Genomic DNA, 15,938 nt, shown 5'->3' with positions numbered 1-15,938 from the left:
GACGCAGCCCCGTGCACGTACGGCCCCGGAGAACACCATGCAGCAGCCCGCCCCCTTTCTGATCCTCGATGACGACGACGTCTTTGCGCAGACGCTGGCGCGCGCGCTCACGCGTCGCGGCTTTGCTCCGCAGATCGCGCACACCGGCGGCGAAGCGTTGGCCCTGGCGCGCCAGACACGCTTTTCGTATGTCACTGTCGATCTGCACTTGGCCGCGAGCGACAAGGGCCTGATGCCCCATGGCGGGACGGATTCCGGTCTGCACTGGATTGCCCCATTGCGCCAGGCCCTGCCCGACGCGCGCATGCTGATCCTCACGGGCTACGCAAGCATTGCCACCGCCGTGCAGGCGGTCAAACTGGGGGCCGACGAATACCTGGCCAAGCCGGCCAATGTCGATTCGATTCTGTTGGCGCTGCAGGTGGGCGTATCTGAAGCCGTGGCCGAACAGACGATGGAGAACCCGGCGCCGCTGTCGGTCGCGCGACTGGAGTGGGAACACATCCAGCGCGTGCTGGCCGAGCACGGCGGCAACATCTCCGCCACCGCGCGGGCACTCAACATGCACCGGCGCACGCTGCAACGCAAGCTGGGCAAACGGCCGGTCGCCAAATAAACGCCGGCCGCGTGAGGCTACCTCAGCGCTGCATCACCAGCGGGTATCGCGCTCCCACGCCTTGAGTTCGTCTTCGGCGCGCTCCTTCGTATAGCCGTAGCGTTCCTGGATTTTGCCGGCAAGCTGGTCGCGCTTGCCGCGGATCACGGTGAGGTCATCGTCGGTGAGCTGGCCCCACTTTTCCTTGACCTTGCCCTTGGCCTGATCCCATTTACCTTCGATCTGGTCCCAGTTCATACGTCCTCCGTTGCGATTTGCGAGATTGAGACAAAGCAGGGGCGACCCGCAGGCCGCCCGTGTAGAGACTTCCGTACGGCTTACTTCTTGAACTTGGCGGCCACGTCGTTCTGGCACTTTGTCTTGGCATCGCCCGACATCGCATCGCAGCGTTCCTTGGCGGCCTTGTAGTTGGCGTCGTTGGTGTCCTTGACGGCATCGCGACGCGCCTCGCTGACGTCCTTGGCAGTGCCCGTCGCCTTCGCGTGGCTCACCTCGTCGCCACTCTTGGCGCGCGTGTAGGCAGCCTTGGCATCCTTCACGCAGGTGTCTTTGTCGTTGCCCTTCATGGCATCGCATTTGGTCTTGGCGACGTCGTAGTCGGCTTCGGCCTTTTCCTTGGCGGCGCGGTTGCGGGCGGCTTCAGTGCCGTCGCGCTCGACCATCGCATTGGCCTTGGCGACGTTGTAATCGCCCTTGGCCTGCGCACGGCAGACGTCGCGGTCATTGCCCTTCATCGCATCGCACTTGTCCTTGGCGGCTTTGTAATTGGCATCGGCTTGCTTGACGGCACTGTCGTAAGCAGCGCGCTTGGCATCGTTCGGTGCGGAAGTACCGGCGGGTCCGGTTGGTGCGGGCGTGAGCTGGGCGTGGGCGATGCCCAGGGGGGCGCAGGCAAGCACGCAACACAGGGCCAGGCGTTGGATCGGTTTCATACGCTTCTCTCCTTGTCGTGGTGGGAATCGCGCACGCCAGGTGCGCGGCGCGCATTGTCTGTGCGGCACCACCTTCTTCAGCAGATAACGGACCTGACCACGCACGATCCTGAGCAAACCCTTGCCAGGCCTGGCTTGGCGGGCACCCAAACAAAACGGGCCGCATCGTCTCCGATGCGGCCCGCAGGGCATATTGAATGCGTTGCTTACACGCTTACAGCACGTAGCGCGACAGATCTTCGTTGCCCGACAGCTCACTCAAACGTTCGTCGACGTACGCGGCGTCGATGGTCACGGTCTCGCCCGACGATTTGTGTGCGTGGAAGGACAGGTCTTCAAGCAGTCGCTCCATCACCGTGTACAAACGGCGTGCGCCAATGTTCTCGACCTTCTCGTTGACCGAACATGCGATCTCGGCCAGGCGGCGAATACCGTCTTCGGCAAACACGAGGTCGACACCTTCGGTCTTCAGCAGCGCCTGATATTGCTTGGTGAGGCTCGCGTCGGTCTGCGTGAGAATCGCGCAGAAATCCTCCACCGACAGCGAATCCAGCTCCACGCGAATCGGGAAACGGCCCTGCAGTTCGGGAATCAGGTCGCTCGGCTTGGACAGATGGAACGCGCCCGACGCGATGAACAGGATGTGATCGGTCTTGATCATCCCGTACTTGGTGTTGACGGTCGTGCCTTCCACCAGCGGCAGCAAGTCGCGCTGCACGCCCTGGCGCGACACCTCGCCGCCGCCGTATTCGCTGCGGCTGGCGATCTTGTCGATCTCGTCCAGGAACACGATGCCGTTCTGCTCGACGTTGGCCACCGCTTTCTGCTTCAGCTCGTCTTCGTTCACGAGCTTCGCAGCCTCTTCGTCGATCAGCAGCTTGAAGGCTTCCTTGACCTTCATCTTGCGGCGGTTCTTCTTGCCCTGACCCAAGCCCGCGAACATCGAACGGATCTGCTCGGTCATGTCTTCCATGCCGGGCGGGCCCATGATGTCCATGCTCGGCGTGCCGGCCGACACTTCCAGTTCGATTTCCTTGTCATCCAGCTGGCCTTCGCGCAGCTTCTTGCGGAAGGTCTGGCGCGCGGTCGAGTCCTTCTCTTCCGGCTGCGCAAAACCGATGTCGCGCGGCGGCGGGATCAGGACGTCGAGAATGCGATCTTCGGCCGCATCTTCAGCCTTGGCGCGCACCTTCTTCATCTCGGATTCGCGCGTCTGCTTGACGGCCATCTCGGCCAGATCGCGCACGATGGTGTCGACATCGCGGCCGACGTAGCCCACCTCGGTGAACTTGGTCGCCTCGATCTTGATGAACGGTGCGTCAGCCAGCTTGGCCAGGCGGCGGGCGATCTCGGTCTTGCCCACGCCGGTCGGTCCGATCATCAGGATGTTCTTGGGCGTGATTTCCTGGCGCAGCGGGTCTCCCACCTGCTGGCGGCGCCAACGGTTACGCAGCGCCACGGCAACGGCCTTTTTGGCCTTGTGCTGGCCGATGATGTGCTTGTCGAGTTCGGAAACGATTTCCGACGGCGTCATGGTTTCAGACATGGGAATCCTGTTGATGAGGGCGCTCGTTACTCGAGCGTCTCGATCACGAAATTGGTGTTGGTATAGATGCAGAGCTCGCCGGCGATGCGCAGCGATTTTTCCACCACATCGCGCGGAGCGAGGTCGGTGTTCTCCATCAGCGCCTTGGCTGCCGATTGCGCATACGAGCCGCCCGAGCCGATGGCAGCAATACCGCCTTCCGGGTCGAGCACGTCACCGTTGCCGGTGATGATGAGCGTGGCTTCGCGGTCGGCGACGATCAGCATCGCTTCAAGGTGACGCAGGGCGCGATCGGTGCGCCAGTCCTTGGCCAGGTCGACGGCGGAGCGCAGCAGGTTGCCCTGGTGCTTTTGCAGCTTGGCTTCAAAACGGTCGAGCAGGGAGAAGGCGTCGGCGGTGGCGCCGGCAAAACCGACCAGCACCTTGCCATCGTGGATGGCGCGCACTTTGCGGGCCGAGCCTTTCATCACGATATTGCCCAGCGTGACCTGGCCGTCGCCGCCGAGCGCGACTTGGTTGCCGCGACGCACGCTGACGATGGTGGTGCCGTGATACTGTTCCATGCGCTTGTTCCTAGGGGGTCCGGCTTGGCGCGGCCCCCAGCGGGCCGGCCAAAGAACTTCATACTTGACGCCAGCCCCGAGGATTTCAAGCCTGATTTCCGTCACAACGCACATTTTTTGTGCGCCGGAAATCGCTTCTTGCTTGGCTCCCGGCTATTTCAGTGCGTCACGTCGAACGCGTAAGTGCGCTCATCCAGACGAGGCACCATCGTGTAGCCCTTACGCGCCGCCCACACGTTGATATTGAAGTAGAGCGGAATCACGCCGAAATCGCGCATGCCGATTTCCGTAGCTTCCTGCAGCAGCCTCTCGCGCTTGCTGTCGTCCAGGGTCTGCAGAGCTTCAGCCAGCTTGGCATCAAGCGCCGGGTTCGAATAGCGCCCGCGATTGGACGCGCCCCAACCGCGCGCCGGATCATAGGTCGCCAGCAGTGCCTTCAGGCTCGAACCGGCTTCGCCGGTATCCGCGCCCCAGCCAGCTTGCAGAAACGAAAAGTCCAGCTTGTTTGCCCGCGTGAAGAACGACGCTGACGGCAGCGTCTCGACCTTGGTGGCAATGCCCACCCGCGAAAGCATCGAAGCGATCACCTGCGCGACGCGGTCATCGTTCGGGTAACGGTTGTTGGTGGCGTGCAGCGTGATGGCAAAACCATCGGGGTAGCCGGCCTGGGCTAGCAGTTTCTTCGCTGCGGCCGGGTCCGCCACAGGTGCCTTCAGGCCCGGCACGTGGCCGAACAGCGCGCTGTTGACGAGTTGGCCAGTGGGCTCGGCAGCGCCTTCCATCACGCGATCGACGATGGCTTGGCGTGAAATCGCCAGCGAAATCGCCTCGCGCACGCGTGCATCCTTGAGCGGGTTCTTCGGCAGCGGCTTGCCGGCCTTGTCTGTCACGAACGGCGACACATCGCGGTTCGAATCCATGTGCAGATACATCATGCGGAACACCGGCATCTTGAACACCGTCACCGCCGGGTTGGTCGACAGCTTTTTGATGTCCGAGCTCGGCACGTTCTCGATGACCTGCACGTCGCCCGCCAGCAGCGCCGCCACGCGCGGCGCGTCGGCCGTCAGGATGCGCAGCGTCACGTGCTGCCATTGCGGCTTCTTGCCCCAATAGCCATCAAAGCGCGTGAGTTCCACACGATCGCCGCGGTTGAAGGAGACGAATTTGTACGGCCCGGTTCCGATCATGGCGCGGCCATTGTTGAAATCGTCCGCGCCAGCTTTTTCGACAGCCTTCTTCGACACCATGTAGATGGTCGACAAATCGTTCGGCACCAGCGGGTACGGGCCGTTCGTGGTGATGCGCACGGTCAGCTTGTCGACTGCCGTCACGTCCTTGAAGCCACGCGTGTAGATCGTGAACGGCGACGGGCTGTTCTTGATGGTGGCCGGGCGCGCCAGCGAATAGACGACGTCGGCCGAGGTGAATTCGCTGCCGTCATGAAAATGCACGCCAGGGCGCAGCTTGACCTCCCATACCGTGTCGCTCAGGGCTTTCCACGACGTGGCGAGGCCTGGCTTGAGACGCATCCTCTCGTCCTTGGCGATCAGCGCCTCGAACATATGCTCGGCCACGTTCGAATTGGGCGTGACGTTATGGAAGTGCGGATCGAGCGAAGTGATGTCGCCCGACAGCCCAATGACCAGCGTGGATGCCAGCTGGGCGTGCGCCGCAATCGGTGTGAGCGCCGAGAGCGCCGTGGCAAAAGACAGCGCAGCGACCAGGTTCGCGGCGCGCAGCAGACGCAGGACCGGCATGACGACTCCCCGATGGTTTATGACGAAAGCAAAACGTTCGGGGATTGTCAGGACCGGACGACGCCGGTGTCAACGTCGATGAAGCGGGGGGTCTGCGTGCTCAGTGATGGTGCCCGCAGTCGCAGTCGTCACCGTGTTGGTGATCGTGGTCGTCGTCCCAGTCGGCGTCGTCGTGATCGTCATAGGCCCAGGCGGGGAAGGGATCGGCCAGCGCCGCCCAAGCTTCTGGGCCAGCAGCCATCTCGGCGTCGGTCAGCAGGCAGGCATCGAGCTGCGCAATCAGCGCGGCTTCATCCAGATCCGTGCCGATGAAAACCAGTTCCTGGCGACGGTCGCCCCAGCGCGCGGGCGCACCGTTGTCGTGCATCTTGTCGGAAATGTCTGCGCGGGCTTCTTCCTCGTCGGGCCATTCGGCTTCATCCACCGCAGCCCACCACGCTCCGGCACCGCCATGGCGCATCACGCCGCCAGCCTGGCCCCAGCTGCCCGCCGTCTCCATGCGCGAGGCCAGCCAGAAATAGCCTTTCGAACGCAGCACGCGGCCGTGTTCGCGCAGCCATTCGGTATGCATCAAATCCCACAGACGCTGCGGGTGGAACGGCACGCGGCGGCGATAGACAAAGCTGCGAATGCCGAGCGCTTCGGTCTCGGGAACGTGTTCGCCGCGCAGCTCCGCCAGCCACGCCGGCGCGGCGGATGCAGCATCGAAATCGAAACGATGCGTGTTGAGGATCTCGTCCAGCGGCACCTTGCCGAACGATGCCGGCACGATGCGCGCGCGCGGATTCAGCGAGTGCAGGATGCCGGCCAAGCGCTCGCGCTCGGCATCGCTCACGAGGTCGATCTTGTTAAGCACGATCACGTCGCAGAACTCGACCTGTTCGATCAGCAAGTCGACGACGGTGCGGTCGTCATCTTCGTCCCGCGCCTGGCCGCGATCCGACAGGAAATCGGCGGCATCGTAATCGGCCAGGAAGTGCTGGGCATCGACCACGGTGACCATCGTGTCGAGGCGCGCAAGGTCGGACAGCACTTCGCCTTCAGCGTCTTCAAACGTGAACGTCTCGGCAATCGGCAGCGGCTCGGCCACGCCCGTCGACTCGATCAGCAGATAGTCGAAGCGGTCCTCACGGGCCAGGCGCGCGATCTCGTCGAGCAGGTCTTCGCGCAGCGTGCAGCAGATGCAGCCGTTGGACAGCTCCACCATGCGCTCGTCGGTGCGCGAGAGCTGCGCACTGGTAGCCGTGCCGTCGCCCACGAGCTGCGCGTCGATGTTGACGTCCGACAGGTCGTTGACGATCACGGCCACACGCTTGCCCTCGCGGTTGGCGAGCACGTGATTGAGCAGCGTGGTCTTACCGGCGCCCAGGAAGCCAGACAGCACGGTAACGGGAAGCGGACGGGACATGATCAGTGGCCTCAGTTTGTGGCCCAACAAAGCAAACAGCCCGGTGAGTTACCGGGCTGCGAAATTCAAACGAATGCGTCAACCAAATGCGACGCGTACGTCAGTCACCCATCAACTTCTGGCGCTTTTCGCGGCGCTCTTGCGCCTCCAGCGTCAGCGTGGCCGTCGGGCGAGCAAGCAAGCGCGGAATGCCGATCGGCTCGCCGGTTTCGTCGCAGTAGCCGTAGTCGTTGGCATCGATGCGGGCGATCGACTGTTCGACCTTCTTGAGCAGCTTGCGCTCACGATCGCGCGTGCGCAGCTCCAGCGCGTGCTCTTCCTCGATGGTGGCACGGTCAGCCGGGTCCGGCACGATCACAGTCTCGCGCAGGTGCTCGGTGGTCTGGTTGGCGTTCGCGAGAATTTCATCGCGCATTTTTACAAGCCGGTCCTTGAAGAAGGCGAGCTGCGCCTCGTTCATGTAATCCTTGTCGCTCATCTTCAGGATTTCGGCTTCGGTGAGTAGTTTCTTGCTGCTCATGGTTGCTGCAGATGATCCTGGTAAATCGCGCGCCGTCTCGGCTATCGCGTCGTCCTTGCGCGGGGATGCGTCGGACTTGTTCTGGCTGGCGGCGGACTTGCCGCCCCGCGCGCCTCCTTTTGCCTCTCCCGCAGCGGCGCCCCCTGCCGCTTTTCTACGGGTGGCTGGCGCAGCCTGGGCTGCAGCCGACTCCATTACGGACCGCCCGGCACCACCGTTGGCGCCGCGTCCTTCCTTGGTCTTAGTCACCATCGCCTGCTCTCCTACCGGACGTGCTTCGGACGACGTGCTTCTAAATCGACCTATTGTAGCTGAACGATATTAACTGAACTATCGGAGAAACACGGACAGGAAATCCGGCCCGGATTCTGCCTGAAAGCGCGCGGCGGGGCCACCCAAAAGGAGGGGGAAAGCGCCCGAATCAGGCCAGGCAGTTCTCCAATCCTTTCAGAATCGTTTCTCGCGGCAGGTCCACGCCGATGAACACCATCCGGTTGGAAGGGGTCTCGCCGTCCCATTTGCCCCCCACGTCGCTGCCCATGAGCTGGTGCACGCCCTGAAACACGACCTTGCGGTCGACGCCTTCCATATACAGCACGCCCTTGTAGCGCAGCAGCTTCTCGCCGTAGATATTCAGCACGCCCGAGAGGAATTCCTCCAGCTTGGTGTAATTGAACGGCCGTTCGCTGCGGAAGACGAACGAGGCGATGCGGTCCGTGTGGTGCGCATGGCCGTGGTGATGGTGGTGACCGTGACCATGTTGATGACCATGATCGTGATCGTGGTCGCAGTCGGCCGAGCAAGCGTGGTCGTGATCATGCTCGTGGTTATGGTCATGATCGTCTTCGCGCAGGAAGTCGGGATCGATCTCCAGCTTGGCGTTCAGGTTGAAGCCGCGCAGGTCGAAAATCGTGTCGATCGGCGTCTCACCAAAATTGGCGGTGCGGATCGGAGCGCGCGGGTTCATATGCAGCAGGCGGTGGCGCAGTGCGTCCACATCGTCGGCGGAAACCAGATCGCTCTTGGTGATGAAGATGGCGTCAGCAAAGCCCACCTGGCGCTGCGCTTCTTCCTGCTTGTCGAGCTGCATGTTGCCGTGCTTGGCGTCGACCAGCGTGATGACGGCATCCAGCAGGTAGCGGCTAGCGATCTCATCGTCCATGAAGAACGTCTGTGCGACCGGGCCGGGGTTGGCCACGCCCGTGGTCTCGATGACTACGCGGTCAAACTGGATCTGGCCGTTGTCGCGGCGCGTCAGCAGGTCGGACAAGCCCTGCACCAGGTCGCCGCGGATCGTGCAGCAAATGCAGCCGTTGCTCATCTGCACGATCTGCTCGTTGCCGTCCTGCACGAGGATGTCGTTGTCGATGTTTTCTTCACCGAACTCGTTTTCGATCACGGCGATCTTCATGCCGTGCTGTTCGGTCAGGATGCGCTTGAGCAGCGTGGTTTTTCCGCTACCGAGAAAGCCCGTCAGGATGGTGACCGGGATCATTTTGGACATGGTGCGTTTCCTGTCTTGTGATGGGCCGCCAGATGCGCGCAATCCGCGCAAGCGCCCTTGATGGTGAGTTCAGCATGGTCGGCCGCGAAGCCGGCGGGCAGGCCGGCCTTCGGCATGGCCGGCGGCTCGGCGCCCTCCAGGCAAAAGTCCCGCCCGCATTGCGTGCAGTGAAAGTGGCTGTGCGAGCGGTGCGCCGCTTCGCGCGCGGCGTCGTGCTCGGCCAGGCTGAAGCGGAAGACACGATCCGCCCCTGCCGTCTTGTGGACGATGCCGCCGGCCACGAGCCAGTCGAGCACGCGGTAGACCGTCACGCGATCGATGCCCGAATCGTCCGGCAGCGCGTCGCACACGGCTTGGTGCGAGAGCGGATCGGCGCCCTGCATCAGCACGGCCAGCACGCGCACGCGGGGCTCGGTCACACGGCTACCCAGGCCGCGCAGGCGTGCGCGGGCAGCCTCTTCAGGCGAATGGGATTGCGAAGTGGCGAGATCGTCGCGCGGGGCCGGGGTGTTCATGCGCTGGATTGTCCCACGGGGCGCAGGTTGCTGCAATTGAGTTGCAATTGGGCGGCCTTGCGCCGCCCTGGGTTTCTTTTCGCGCTTCGTTGCCGCTTACGCCGCAAACACCAGACACACGGGCGTCGGCACCTTCGCCACCACCGTGGGCTGGTCCAGCTTGCCGGTCTGCCCGTCGATGCGCAGCCGCAGGATGGTGTCGCCCTTCTGGTTGAGCACGTAGACGTAGCGGCCGTCGGGCGCCATCGTCATCGCGCGCGGGAAGTGCACACCTTCGCTCCAGTACTGAAGGGGCACGAGCTTGCCGGAGGCGTCAATGCTGAATGCGGCCACGCTGTCGGCCAGCGGGTGATCGGACTTCAGTTTCCGGTTGCTGGCGTAGAGGAAGCGCCCCGACGGATGCATCAACAGCTCGGCGCCGCTCTTCTGGCCGGTGTAGTCGGCAGGCGTGGTGGAGATGCGCTGGCGCTCTTCCAGCACGTGGCCGGTGGCGGGGTCATAACCGTGGCAGGCGATCGAGCCCTCAAGTTCGTTGATGACGTAGAGCAGCTTGCCTTGCGGATGCAGCGCCAGGTGCCGCGGGCCGCTGCCGGGCTTGAGCTGCGCGCGGTCGCGCGGGGCGAGCTTGCCGCCTTCGATGGCGAACACGTTGATGCGATCGGTGCCCAGGTCGGTGCCGATCACGTGCTGGCCGGTGGTATCGAACAACATCATGTGCGCGTGCGGCGCTTCCTGTTCGGGGCGGGGGCCGGAGCCGGTGTCCTTGAAGATGCCGGAAACCGTGCCGAGCTTGCCGTCCTCGCCGATCGGCAGGAGGTTGTACGCGCCACCGCTGTAGATGGACACGCACAGATGCTTGCCGTCCGGCGACACGACCACATGCGCAGGGTTGGTACCCGACAAAGACAGCGGCTGGCGGTTGAGCAGCGTCAGCTTTCCGTCGTGCGGATCAATCGCATAGGCCTCGGCGCTGCCGTTCGGGCGGCCCTCGTAGACCTCCAGTTCATTGATGGCGTAAAGGAATCGCTGATTCGGGTGCACGGCCAAGAACGACGGATTGGCACTTTCGACCACCTGCACCTGCGTCCACGCATCGCCGCGCGGCGCCAGCACGTAGATGCCGCGAGCAGCCGGGCCGCCGGCAGTGCCGCCCGGTGCGTTGAACGTGTAGGTACCGACATAGGCGAAACGGGGAGGGCGCGCATTGCCCGCAGGCTGCACACCCGACGCAGCCGGTTGCTCGCCCGCCTGGGCCATGACGGTTTTGGGAAGAGCGCCCAGCAAAGGCAAGCTACCAGTCCACTGCATGAAAGTTCGACGAAGACGATTGGTCATGGGATGGCTCCATCAAACACGCACGGACATCGCGTGGTGGAAGATGTTGTTCGGATCATACCGGTGCTTCACATCCTGCAGAAACGCGTACAGGTCGCCGCTGCCGTAGTAGAGCTGAGGCCAGAACGGGTAGGCGAGCATGTCGACGTCGGGGTAGTTGATGTAGCAGCCCTCGTACCGGTCGCCGGGGTATGGCGTGCCGCTGTGCGGCGCGGGCACGTCCGGCGCACCGTAGACGTCGCGGTAGAAATCGCTGATCCAGCGCAGGTGGCCGGCATCGTCGGCGGCAGACGTCCAATACGTCTGGTATTGCAGCTTCATGATCGACGCCCGCTGCGGCACAGCCGTATCGCCAATGCGCTCGGCCTTGTTGATGGCGCCCCCGTACGAATCGACCTGCAGCAGCGACTGGCTCAGGTCTACGCCCGGCATCGTCCGCGTGAGATGCGTGTAGATGCGCTGCGCCTCACGCGCCGTGAAGCCGCGTTTCATATAGGCCGACTTGTACTTGCCGCGCTGATTGGCACCCGAGCCGTTCAGGTACTGCGTGGCCGTCAGCCAGTCGTACTGCACGATGGTGTGCGGCTTGGAGCAGAGCATCTGCCCCACGCCCTGCTTGTGCGCGGGGCCGTAGCCGGGCGGGCGCCCTTTGACCGGCGTGGGCGCGCAGGCCTGGAAGCGGTTCAGAAAATCATTGAGGACAGAGAGATCGCGGCACGTGCCGTCGGGGTTGCAGAACTGCGTGAGCAGGACGATCTGCCCCGACGATTTGTGCGTGAGCTTGAGCAGCGAAAACATGCCCCACGTGTCCGGGTCCTTGCCGCGCGTCTCCCAGTATTCGCCGTAGATGCGCAGCAGTTCGGCAAAGCGCTGCGGCGTCATGGTGGCCCAGTCAAAGGCCACGGTGGCGAGTGCGACTTCCTGCGGCGCCGCGGGCAGCTTGGCGAACGTGTAGCCGGTGATGACGCCGAAGTTGCCGCCGCCAGCGCCGCGGCAGGCACGGAACAGATCGGGATCGTGCGCTGCATCCACCGTGCGGGCAGCCGCCTTGCCGGTCTTGTCTACGGTGACGATGTCAACGGCCGAGAGCCAATCCACCGTCAGCCCTTGCAGCCGCGAGAGCAGCCCATAACCGCCGCCGCAAATATGTCCGCCCGCGCCCACCGAATAGCACGAGCCGCCGGGCAGCGTCACGTTGTGGCGTTTGTACAGTTCCAGGTAGCCGTTCCAGTTCTGCGTACCGGCCGGAATGCGCACCGAGCCGTCGGCGTGCACCTCGGGCGTAGCGAGCAAGCTCAGATCGACGATCGTGCCGTCTGGGTTGTTGGAGGCGAAATCCTCATAGCAATGCCCGCCGCTGCGCACTGTCGGGCGCTGGCCCGCGTTGATGATGCGCTGCACGGCGGCCGCCACATCGTCGGGCTTTTCAATGAGGGCGATGCGGCTGGCGGCCTGCGCATCCGTCGCCGGCCAGCGCAGGTTGAAGCCATGTTTGAGCGTGTTGTAGCGAGGGTCTTGGCGCGTCACATCCAGTGTCATCGACGACTCCCGGTGAGGGCGTTTGCGCAAGCGTTGCGCAAACGAAGTTGGCTTCGGACGCGTGGCGTCCGGCGGTTCCAACTTAGTCGTTCGCGAGCCCGGCTTCCATCAGACAATACCGCGACAACGGGCTCATCGCGCCTGGTGGGCGAGCCATCCAACCACCCGGGTTGCCGTCGCGGCCCACAGCGGCCGCACCAGCCAGCATGCCGCGGCCCAGGCCAGGATCACCACGATCAGATCGCAGCGGCCGCTCTTCCATAAGTTCAGGGAATGGCGCCCCCAGATCCAGGGCACGCCCAACGGATTGGGCCAGTCTGCCAGCAAGTGCATCAGCCCGCCGCAGGCGAAGCCGAACAGCAGCGGTGCCCACAGATGGCCCTGGCCCAGCGCCTGGTATGACAAAACAAGCACCGCCACCCAGCCAATCCCCCAGTGGGTGGCGGTGCGGTGCGTGATCCAGAGGCGGCGAGCACGGGACCACCAGGCAACCTCCATCCAGTCAGGCGCGGTGCTACCGGCAACGGCCGCGCAAAACGCCAGGATGCTGCCGAGATGTTCGAGAGACGTATGGGAAGCCTGTGCGACGGCGGCGGCGGCAATCAGACCGGCCGCCCAACCCGTCGCATGATGGGCTGCATTGGATGCCATCGACGTGATGCGGAAAACGAAGGACCGCATCTTCGCAATGGAGGCTTGCCGGGACAAGCCAAAAATTGCGACAAATTGCTAGCCGATCTGGAGCAGCAGCCCCTTGAGGTATTCGCCTTCCGGGAAGCTTGTCAGCAGCGGGTGGTCCACGCCGCCAGCCAGCCTGCGCTGGATGCGCGCCGTGACCTTGGCATCGGCGGCCGCGCCCGCGACGATCTTTTGAAACAAGTCTGCATCGATTGCACCCGAGCACGAATACGTAAACAGCAGACCGCCCGGGCGCAGCAACTGCATGCCGACCAGGTTGATCTCCTTGTACGCCCGTGCCGCACGATCGACTTGCTGCGCCGACGCCGCAAATTTGGGCGGGTCCAGCACGATCAGGTCGAATTGACGACCTTCTGCGCGGAAGTTGCGCAGCGACTTGAAAACGTCCGCATCCAACCACTCGGCGCGCGCCGGATCGAAACCGTTGAGCGCAACGTTGCGCTCGGCCACCGCCAGCGCCTCGCCCGACGAGTCGATCGACACCACCGAGCGCGCCCCGCCTTTGAGCGCCGCCAGCGAAAAACCACCGGTGTAGCAGAAGCAGTTGAGCACATCGCGGTCGCGCGCCAGGGCCCCGACGAGCGCACGGTTGTCACGCTGATCAATGTAGAAGCCGGTCTTGTGGCCTTCGCGCACGTCGACGTAATAGCGCACGCCGTGCTCGGTGGCAGACAGATCTGCGGCGGGCTCCGCACCGGCCAGCACGCCAGTCATCTGCTCCAGGCCTTCGCGCTCGCGCACGCTCACGTCGGAACGTTCGTACACGTTCGGGCAGCCCGTCTCTTTGATGAGCGCGGCGACGATCGCTTGCTTCCAGTGCTCCACGCCCGCCGCGCTGAACTGGCAGACGAGCTGGCTCCCCTTACCATCCTCGCCCGTGCCGTATTGGTCGACGATCAAGCCAGGCAGGCCGTCGGCTTCGCCCATGACGAGGCGCACGGCGTCGGTGTCGTGCACCCACGCGCGGCGGTACGCCACGGCGGCGGCAATGCGGCGTTTGAAGAACGCGTGGTCGACGGGCTCGGCTTCATCAAAGCTCCACACGCGGGCGCGAATCTGCGAGACGGGGCTGAACGCCGCGCGCGCCAGAAACTGGCCGTTATGCGCACGCACGATGACGGTCGCGCCGGAGGCGGGCTTGCCCTCCACGCGATCGATGGCGTTGGCGAAAATCCACGGGTGCCGGCGCAGCAGCGAGCGCTCCTTGCCGGGCTTGAGAATCAGGGTTTGCATACGACTGGGATGGTTCGCCCGGCAAAGCGGGCAGCGCTACTTCTTCTTCGCGCGGGGATGCGCCTGATCGTAGATCTTGGCCAGGTGCTGAAAATCGAGCGAAGTATAAACCTGCGTGCTGGCAATGCTGGCGTGGCCGAGCAGTTCCTGCACCGCACGCAAATCGCCCGACGACTGCAGCATGTGCGTGGCAAACGAATGCCGCAGCACATGCGGGTGCACATCCGCCGGCACACCTGCCGCGATGGCGTTGCGCTTCATGCGCAATTGAATCTGCCGCTGCGCCAACCGCTTGCCGCGCGGCGAGAGAAACAGCGCGTGCGCGTCTTCAGGCGCCGCGTCCGGCTTGGCCAGCTGCTCGCGCACCGCCAGCCATGCGGCCAGCGCCTGGGCCGCCTTGGTGCCCACCGGCACGGTGCGCCGCTTGCTGCCCTTGCCAAGCACCTGCACCTCGCGCGCTTCTAGGTCGAGCCAGCTCGAAGATTCATACTCGCCGGCCTTCACGTGCCGCATATCCAGGCTGACCAGTTCGGAGAGCCGCAGCCCGCACGAATAGAACAGCTCGTTGACGGCGCGATCGCGAACCGTCTCGACATCGTCGCCAGGCAGTTGTTCCATCAGCGCGACAGCCTGCTCGACGGACAACGCTTTCGGCAACCGCTTCGGGCTCTTGGGCGCACGCACGCCATCGACCGGGTTGGCGGTGACAGCGGCATCGCGCAGCGCCATCCATTTGAACCAGCCGCGCCACGCCGACAGCGCCCGCGCAATGCTTCGGCCCGACAGGCCGTCGCCATGCAGTTGCGCCATCATGCGGCGAATGTGGTGCGACTGCAGCTGCGTCAAGTCGACATTGGCGGCGTGCTGCGCACCCAAGCGCTGCAGCACGGCCAGCTCGCGGGTGTAGCTCTCGAGCGTGTGCGGGGAGAGCTGCCGCTCGAACTTCAGCGCGTCAAGGTACGCCGCAATCTGCGGATGCGGCGCCTGAGCGCCATGGTCATCGGCGGGTGCAGATTGCGGCATGCGGCGCTCAGTCGCGCAGGCGGTTGAGCGTGGCAGCGGCCAGTTCGCCGATCTGCGCGAGGTAGGTCGTGCCCATGCCGTCATGGAAGCGGCGGGCGTCCGGCGAGCCGAGCACCAGCAGACCGAATGCCGGCGCAGCGCTGGCATCGGCGTCGCCACGCACGGGCACGCGCAGCGTCACGATGGCGAGCGATTCGATGGGCTCGCCGCTGTCCGACGTATCGAGCCAGCCGGCTGCCTCAAAACCGGCGTTGGCGCCGCAATACGGCGCACGCAGGCCTGCCGCAAACAGGCGCACTTCTTCGCTTACGCCCTGCGCGACTTCCAGGTGCGCGAATTCTTCGCCCACCTGCCACACGCGCAGCGCGACGGCCGGCACGTCGAAGATTTCACGCAGGCCATCCTGCACGGCATACGGCAACGCATGCGTGTCGGCCTCGCCCAGCAGGCGCGTCGTCCAGGCGTGCACGCGCTGCTGCGTGCGGTCGTTCTCGTTGCCGTGGCGCATCAGGTCCGACAGCTTGAGCTCGAGGTGCTTGTTCTTGTCGCGCAGGATTTCCATCTGGCGCTCCTGCAGCGACACAGCGCGGTGGCTGTGCGGGCTGGTGAGCTGAATGGCAGCCAGCAGCTCGGCATGCTCTTCAAAAAAGGCCGGATGCGCCTGCAGGTAGTTGGCGACGTCTTGTGCGTTCATGGTCATTACCATCTTTGTCTTTTAGAGACCGTTGCAAAAGGAAGCGAAGCG

General features: G+C 64.1%; 16 protein-coding genes. 1 reads left to right on the top strand and 15 read right to left on the bottom strand.

Annotated features, from left to right (window positions below):
* The first annotated feature begins 37 nt into the window (after positions 1-37).
* A complete protein-coding gene (locus tag NKG59_RS06070; protein ID WP_024977037.1) occupies positions 38-616 on the top strand; it encodes a response regulator transcription factor in 579 nt (192 codons plus the stop codon).
* A gap of 33 nt (positions 617-649) precedes the next feature.
* Here the strand turns inward: NKG59_RS06070 and NKG59_RS06065 are convergent, their stop codons facing one another.
* The 15 genes from NKG59_RS06065 to NKG59_RS05995 all read right to left on the bottom strand — a co-directional run bounded on the left by NKG59_RS06065 (position 650) and on the right by NKG59_RS05995 (position 15,887).
* Positions 650-853, bottom strand: coding sequence for a CsbD family protein (locus NKG59_RS06065; RefSeq protein ID WP_024977038.1), 204 nt, complete (start codon positions 851-853; stop codon positions 650-652).
* 80 nt (positions 854-933) lie between these two features.
* Positions 934-1,548: a hypothetical protein gene (locus tag NKG59_RS06060; protein ID WP_253535895.1), complete on the bottom strand. Its 615-nt coding sequence runs from the start codon at positions 1,546-1,548 to the stop codon at positions 934-936.
* A gap of 214 nt (positions 1,549-1,762) precedes the next feature.
* A complete protein-coding gene (gene hslU / locus NKG59_RS06055) occupies positions 1,763-3,094 on the bottom strand; it encodes an ATP-dependent protease ATPase subunit HslU (RefSeq protein WP_045205133.1) in 1,332 nt (443 codons plus the stop codon).
* A 26-nt stretch (positions 3,095-3,120) separates the two neighbouring features.
* Positions 3,121-3,657: an ATP-dependent protease subunit HslV gene (gene hslV, locus NKG59_RS06050; protein WP_045205134.1), complete on the bottom strand. Its 537-nt coding sequence runs from the start codon at positions 3,655-3,657 to the stop codon at positions 3,121-3,123.
* Positions 3,658-3,815: 158 nt separating this feature from the next.
* Positions 3,816-5,417 carry an ABC transporter substrate-binding protein gene (locus NKG59_RS06045; RefSeq protein ID WP_253535894.1) on the bottom strand — a complete coding sequence of 534 codons (1,602 nt, stop codon included), beginning with the start codon at positions 5,415-5,417 and terminating at the stop codon, positions 3,816-3,818.
* Positions 5,418-5,517: 100 nt separating this feature from the next.
* Positions 5,518-6,825: a zinc metallochaperone GTPase ZigA gene (gene zigA / locus NKG59_RS06040; protein WP_253535893.1), complete on the bottom strand. Its 1,308-nt coding sequence runs from the start codon at positions 6,823-6,825 to the stop codon at positions 5,518-5,520.
* A 100-nt stretch (positions 6,826-6,925) separates the two neighbouring features.
* Positions 6,926-7,345 carry an RNA polymerase-binding protein DksA gene (gene dksA / locus NKG59_RS06035; RefSeq protein ID WP_024977044.1) on the bottom strand — a complete coding sequence of 140 codons (420 nt, stop codon included), beginning with the start codon at positions 7,343-7,345 and terminating at the stop codon, positions 6,926-6,928.
* A 421-nt stretch (positions 7,346-7,766) separates the two neighbouring features.
* Complete coding sequence (locus tag NKG59_RS06030; RefSeq protein WP_253535892.1) at positions 7,767-8,849, bottom strand: CobW family GTP-binding protein; 1,083 nt, start codon at positions 8,847-8,849, stop codon at positions 7,767-7,769.
* Positions 8,837-9,364, bottom strand: a complete 528-nt coding sequence (locus tag NKG59_RS06025) for a Fur family transcriptional regulator (protein WP_045205138.1) — start codon at positions 9,362-9,364, stop codon at positions 8,837-8,839. The genes NKG59_RS06030 and NKG59_RS06025 overlap by 13 nt, the downstream gene beginning before the upstream one ends.
* A gap of 96 nt (positions 9,365-9,460) precedes the next feature.
* Positions 9,461-10,699, bottom strand: a complete 1,239-nt coding sequence (locus NKG59_RS06020) for a lactonase family protein (RefSeq protein ID WP_253535891.1) — start codon at positions 10,697-10,699, stop codon at positions 9,461-9,463.
* Positions 10,700-10,711: 12 nt separating this feature from the next.
* On the bottom strand, positions 10,712-12,238 hold the full coding sequence (locus NKG59_RS06015; protein WP_253535890.1) for an FAD-binding oxidoreductase: 1,527 nt from the start codon (positions 12,236-12,238) through the stop codon (positions 10,712-10,714).
* A 132-nt stretch (positions 12,239-12,370) separates the two neighbouring features.
* Positions 12,371-12,889, bottom strand: coding sequence for a metal-dependent hydrolase (locus NKG59_RS06010; RefSeq protein WP_253535889.1), 519 nt, complete (start codon positions 12,887-12,889; stop codon positions 12,371-12,373).
* Positions 12,890-12,967: 78 nt separating this feature from the next.
* Positions 12,968-14,170: a class I SAM-dependent rRNA methyltransferase gene (locus tag NKG59_RS06005; protein ID WP_253535888.1), complete on the bottom strand. Its 1,203-nt coding sequence runs from the start codon at positions 14,168-14,170 to the stop codon at positions 12,968-12,970.
* Positions 14,171-14,206: 36 nt separating this feature from the next.
* A complete protein-coding gene (xerC, locus tag NKG59_RS06000; RefSeq protein ID WP_253535887.1) occupies positions 14,207-15,193 on the bottom strand; it encodes a tyrosine recombinase XerC in 987 nt (328 codons plus the stop codon).
* A gap of 7 nt (positions 15,194-15,200) precedes the next feature.
* Positions 15,201-15,887 carry a DUF484 family protein gene (locus tag NKG59_RS05995; protein ID WP_045205336.1) on the bottom strand — a complete coding sequence of 229 codons (687 nt, stop codon included), beginning with the start codon at positions 15,885-15,887 and terminating at the stop codon, positions 15,201-15,203.
* Between the last annotated feature and the right edge of the window lie 51 nt (positions 15,888-15,938).

The organism is Ralstonia chuxiongensis (assembly GCF_024158925.1).
GTDB classification, from domain to species: domain Bacteria; phylum Pseudomonadota; class Gammaproteobacteria; order Burkholderiales; family Burkholderiaceae; genus Ralstonia; species Ralstonia chuxiongensis.
Note: the sequence above shows the minus strand (reverse complement) of the source record. Positions and strands in the feature narration are given on the sequence as shown.

Excerpts from the sequence above, each read along its gene's own strand:
- NKG59_RS06070 (WP_024977037.1), top strand. The coding sequence starts at position 38 with ATGCAGCAGCCCGCCCCCTTTCTGATCCTCGATGACGACGACGTCTTT.
- NKG59_RS06065 (WP_024977038.1), bottom strand. The coding sequence starts at position 853 with ATGAACTGGGACCAGATCGAAGGTAAATGGGATCAGGCCAAGGGCAAG.
- NKG59_RS06060 (WP_253535895.1), bottom strand. The coding sequence starts at position 1,548 with ATGAAACCGATCCAACGCCTGGCCCTGTGTTGCGTGCTTGCCTGCGCC.
- hslU (WP_045205133.1), bottom strand. The coding sequence starts at position 3,094 with ATGTCTGAAACCATGACGCCGTCGGAAATCGTTTCCGAACTCGACAAG.
- hslV (WP_045205134.1), bottom strand. The coding sequence starts at position 3,657 with ATGGAACAGTATCACGGCACCACCATCGTCAGCGTGCGTCGCGGCAAC.
- NKG59_RS06045 (WP_253535894.1), bottom strand. The coding sequence starts at position 5,417 with ATGCCGGTCCTGCGTCTGCTGCGCGCCGCGAACCTGGTCGCTGCGCTG.
- zigA (WP_253535893.1), bottom strand. The coding sequence starts at position 6,825 with ATGTCCCGTCCGCTTCCCGTTACCGTGCTGTCTGGCTTCCTGGGCGCC.
- dksA (WP_024977044.1), bottom strand. The coding sequence starts at position 7,345 with ATGAGCAGCAAGAAACTACTCACCGAAGCCGAAATCCTGAAGATGAGC.
- NKG59_RS06030 (WP_253535892.1), bottom strand. The coding sequence starts at position 8,849 with ATGTCCAAAATGATCCCGGTCACCATCCTGACGGGCTTTCTCGGTAGC.
- NKG59_RS06025 (WP_045205138.1), bottom strand. The coding sequence starts at position 9,364 with ATGAACACCCCGGCCCCGCGCGACGATCTCGCCACTTCGCAATCCCAT.
- NKG59_RS06020 (WP_253535891.1), bottom strand. The coding sequence starts at position 10,699 with ATGACCAATCGTCTTCGTCGAACTTTCATGCAGTGGACTGGTAGCTTG.
- NKG59_RS06015 (WP_253535890.1), bottom strand. The coding sequence starts at position 12,238 with ATGACACTGGATGTGACGCGCCAAGACCCTCGCTACAACACGCTCAAA.
- NKG59_RS06010 (WP_253535889.1), bottom strand. The coding sequence starts at position 12,889 with ATGGCATCCAATGCAGCCCATCATGCGACGGGTTGGGCGGCCGGTCTG.
- NKG59_RS06005 (WP_253535888.1), bottom strand. The coding sequence starts at position 14,170 with ATGCAAACCCTGATTCTCAAGCCCGGCAAGGAGCGCTCGCTGCTGCGC.
- xerC (WP_253535887.1), bottom strand. The coding sequence starts at position 15,193 with ATGCCGCAATCTGCACCCGCCGATGACCATGGCGCTCAGGCGCCGCAT.
- NKG59_RS05995 (WP_045205336.1), bottom strand. The coding sequence starts at position 15,887 with ATGAACGCACAAGACGTCGCCAACTACCTGCAGGCGCATCCGGCCTTT.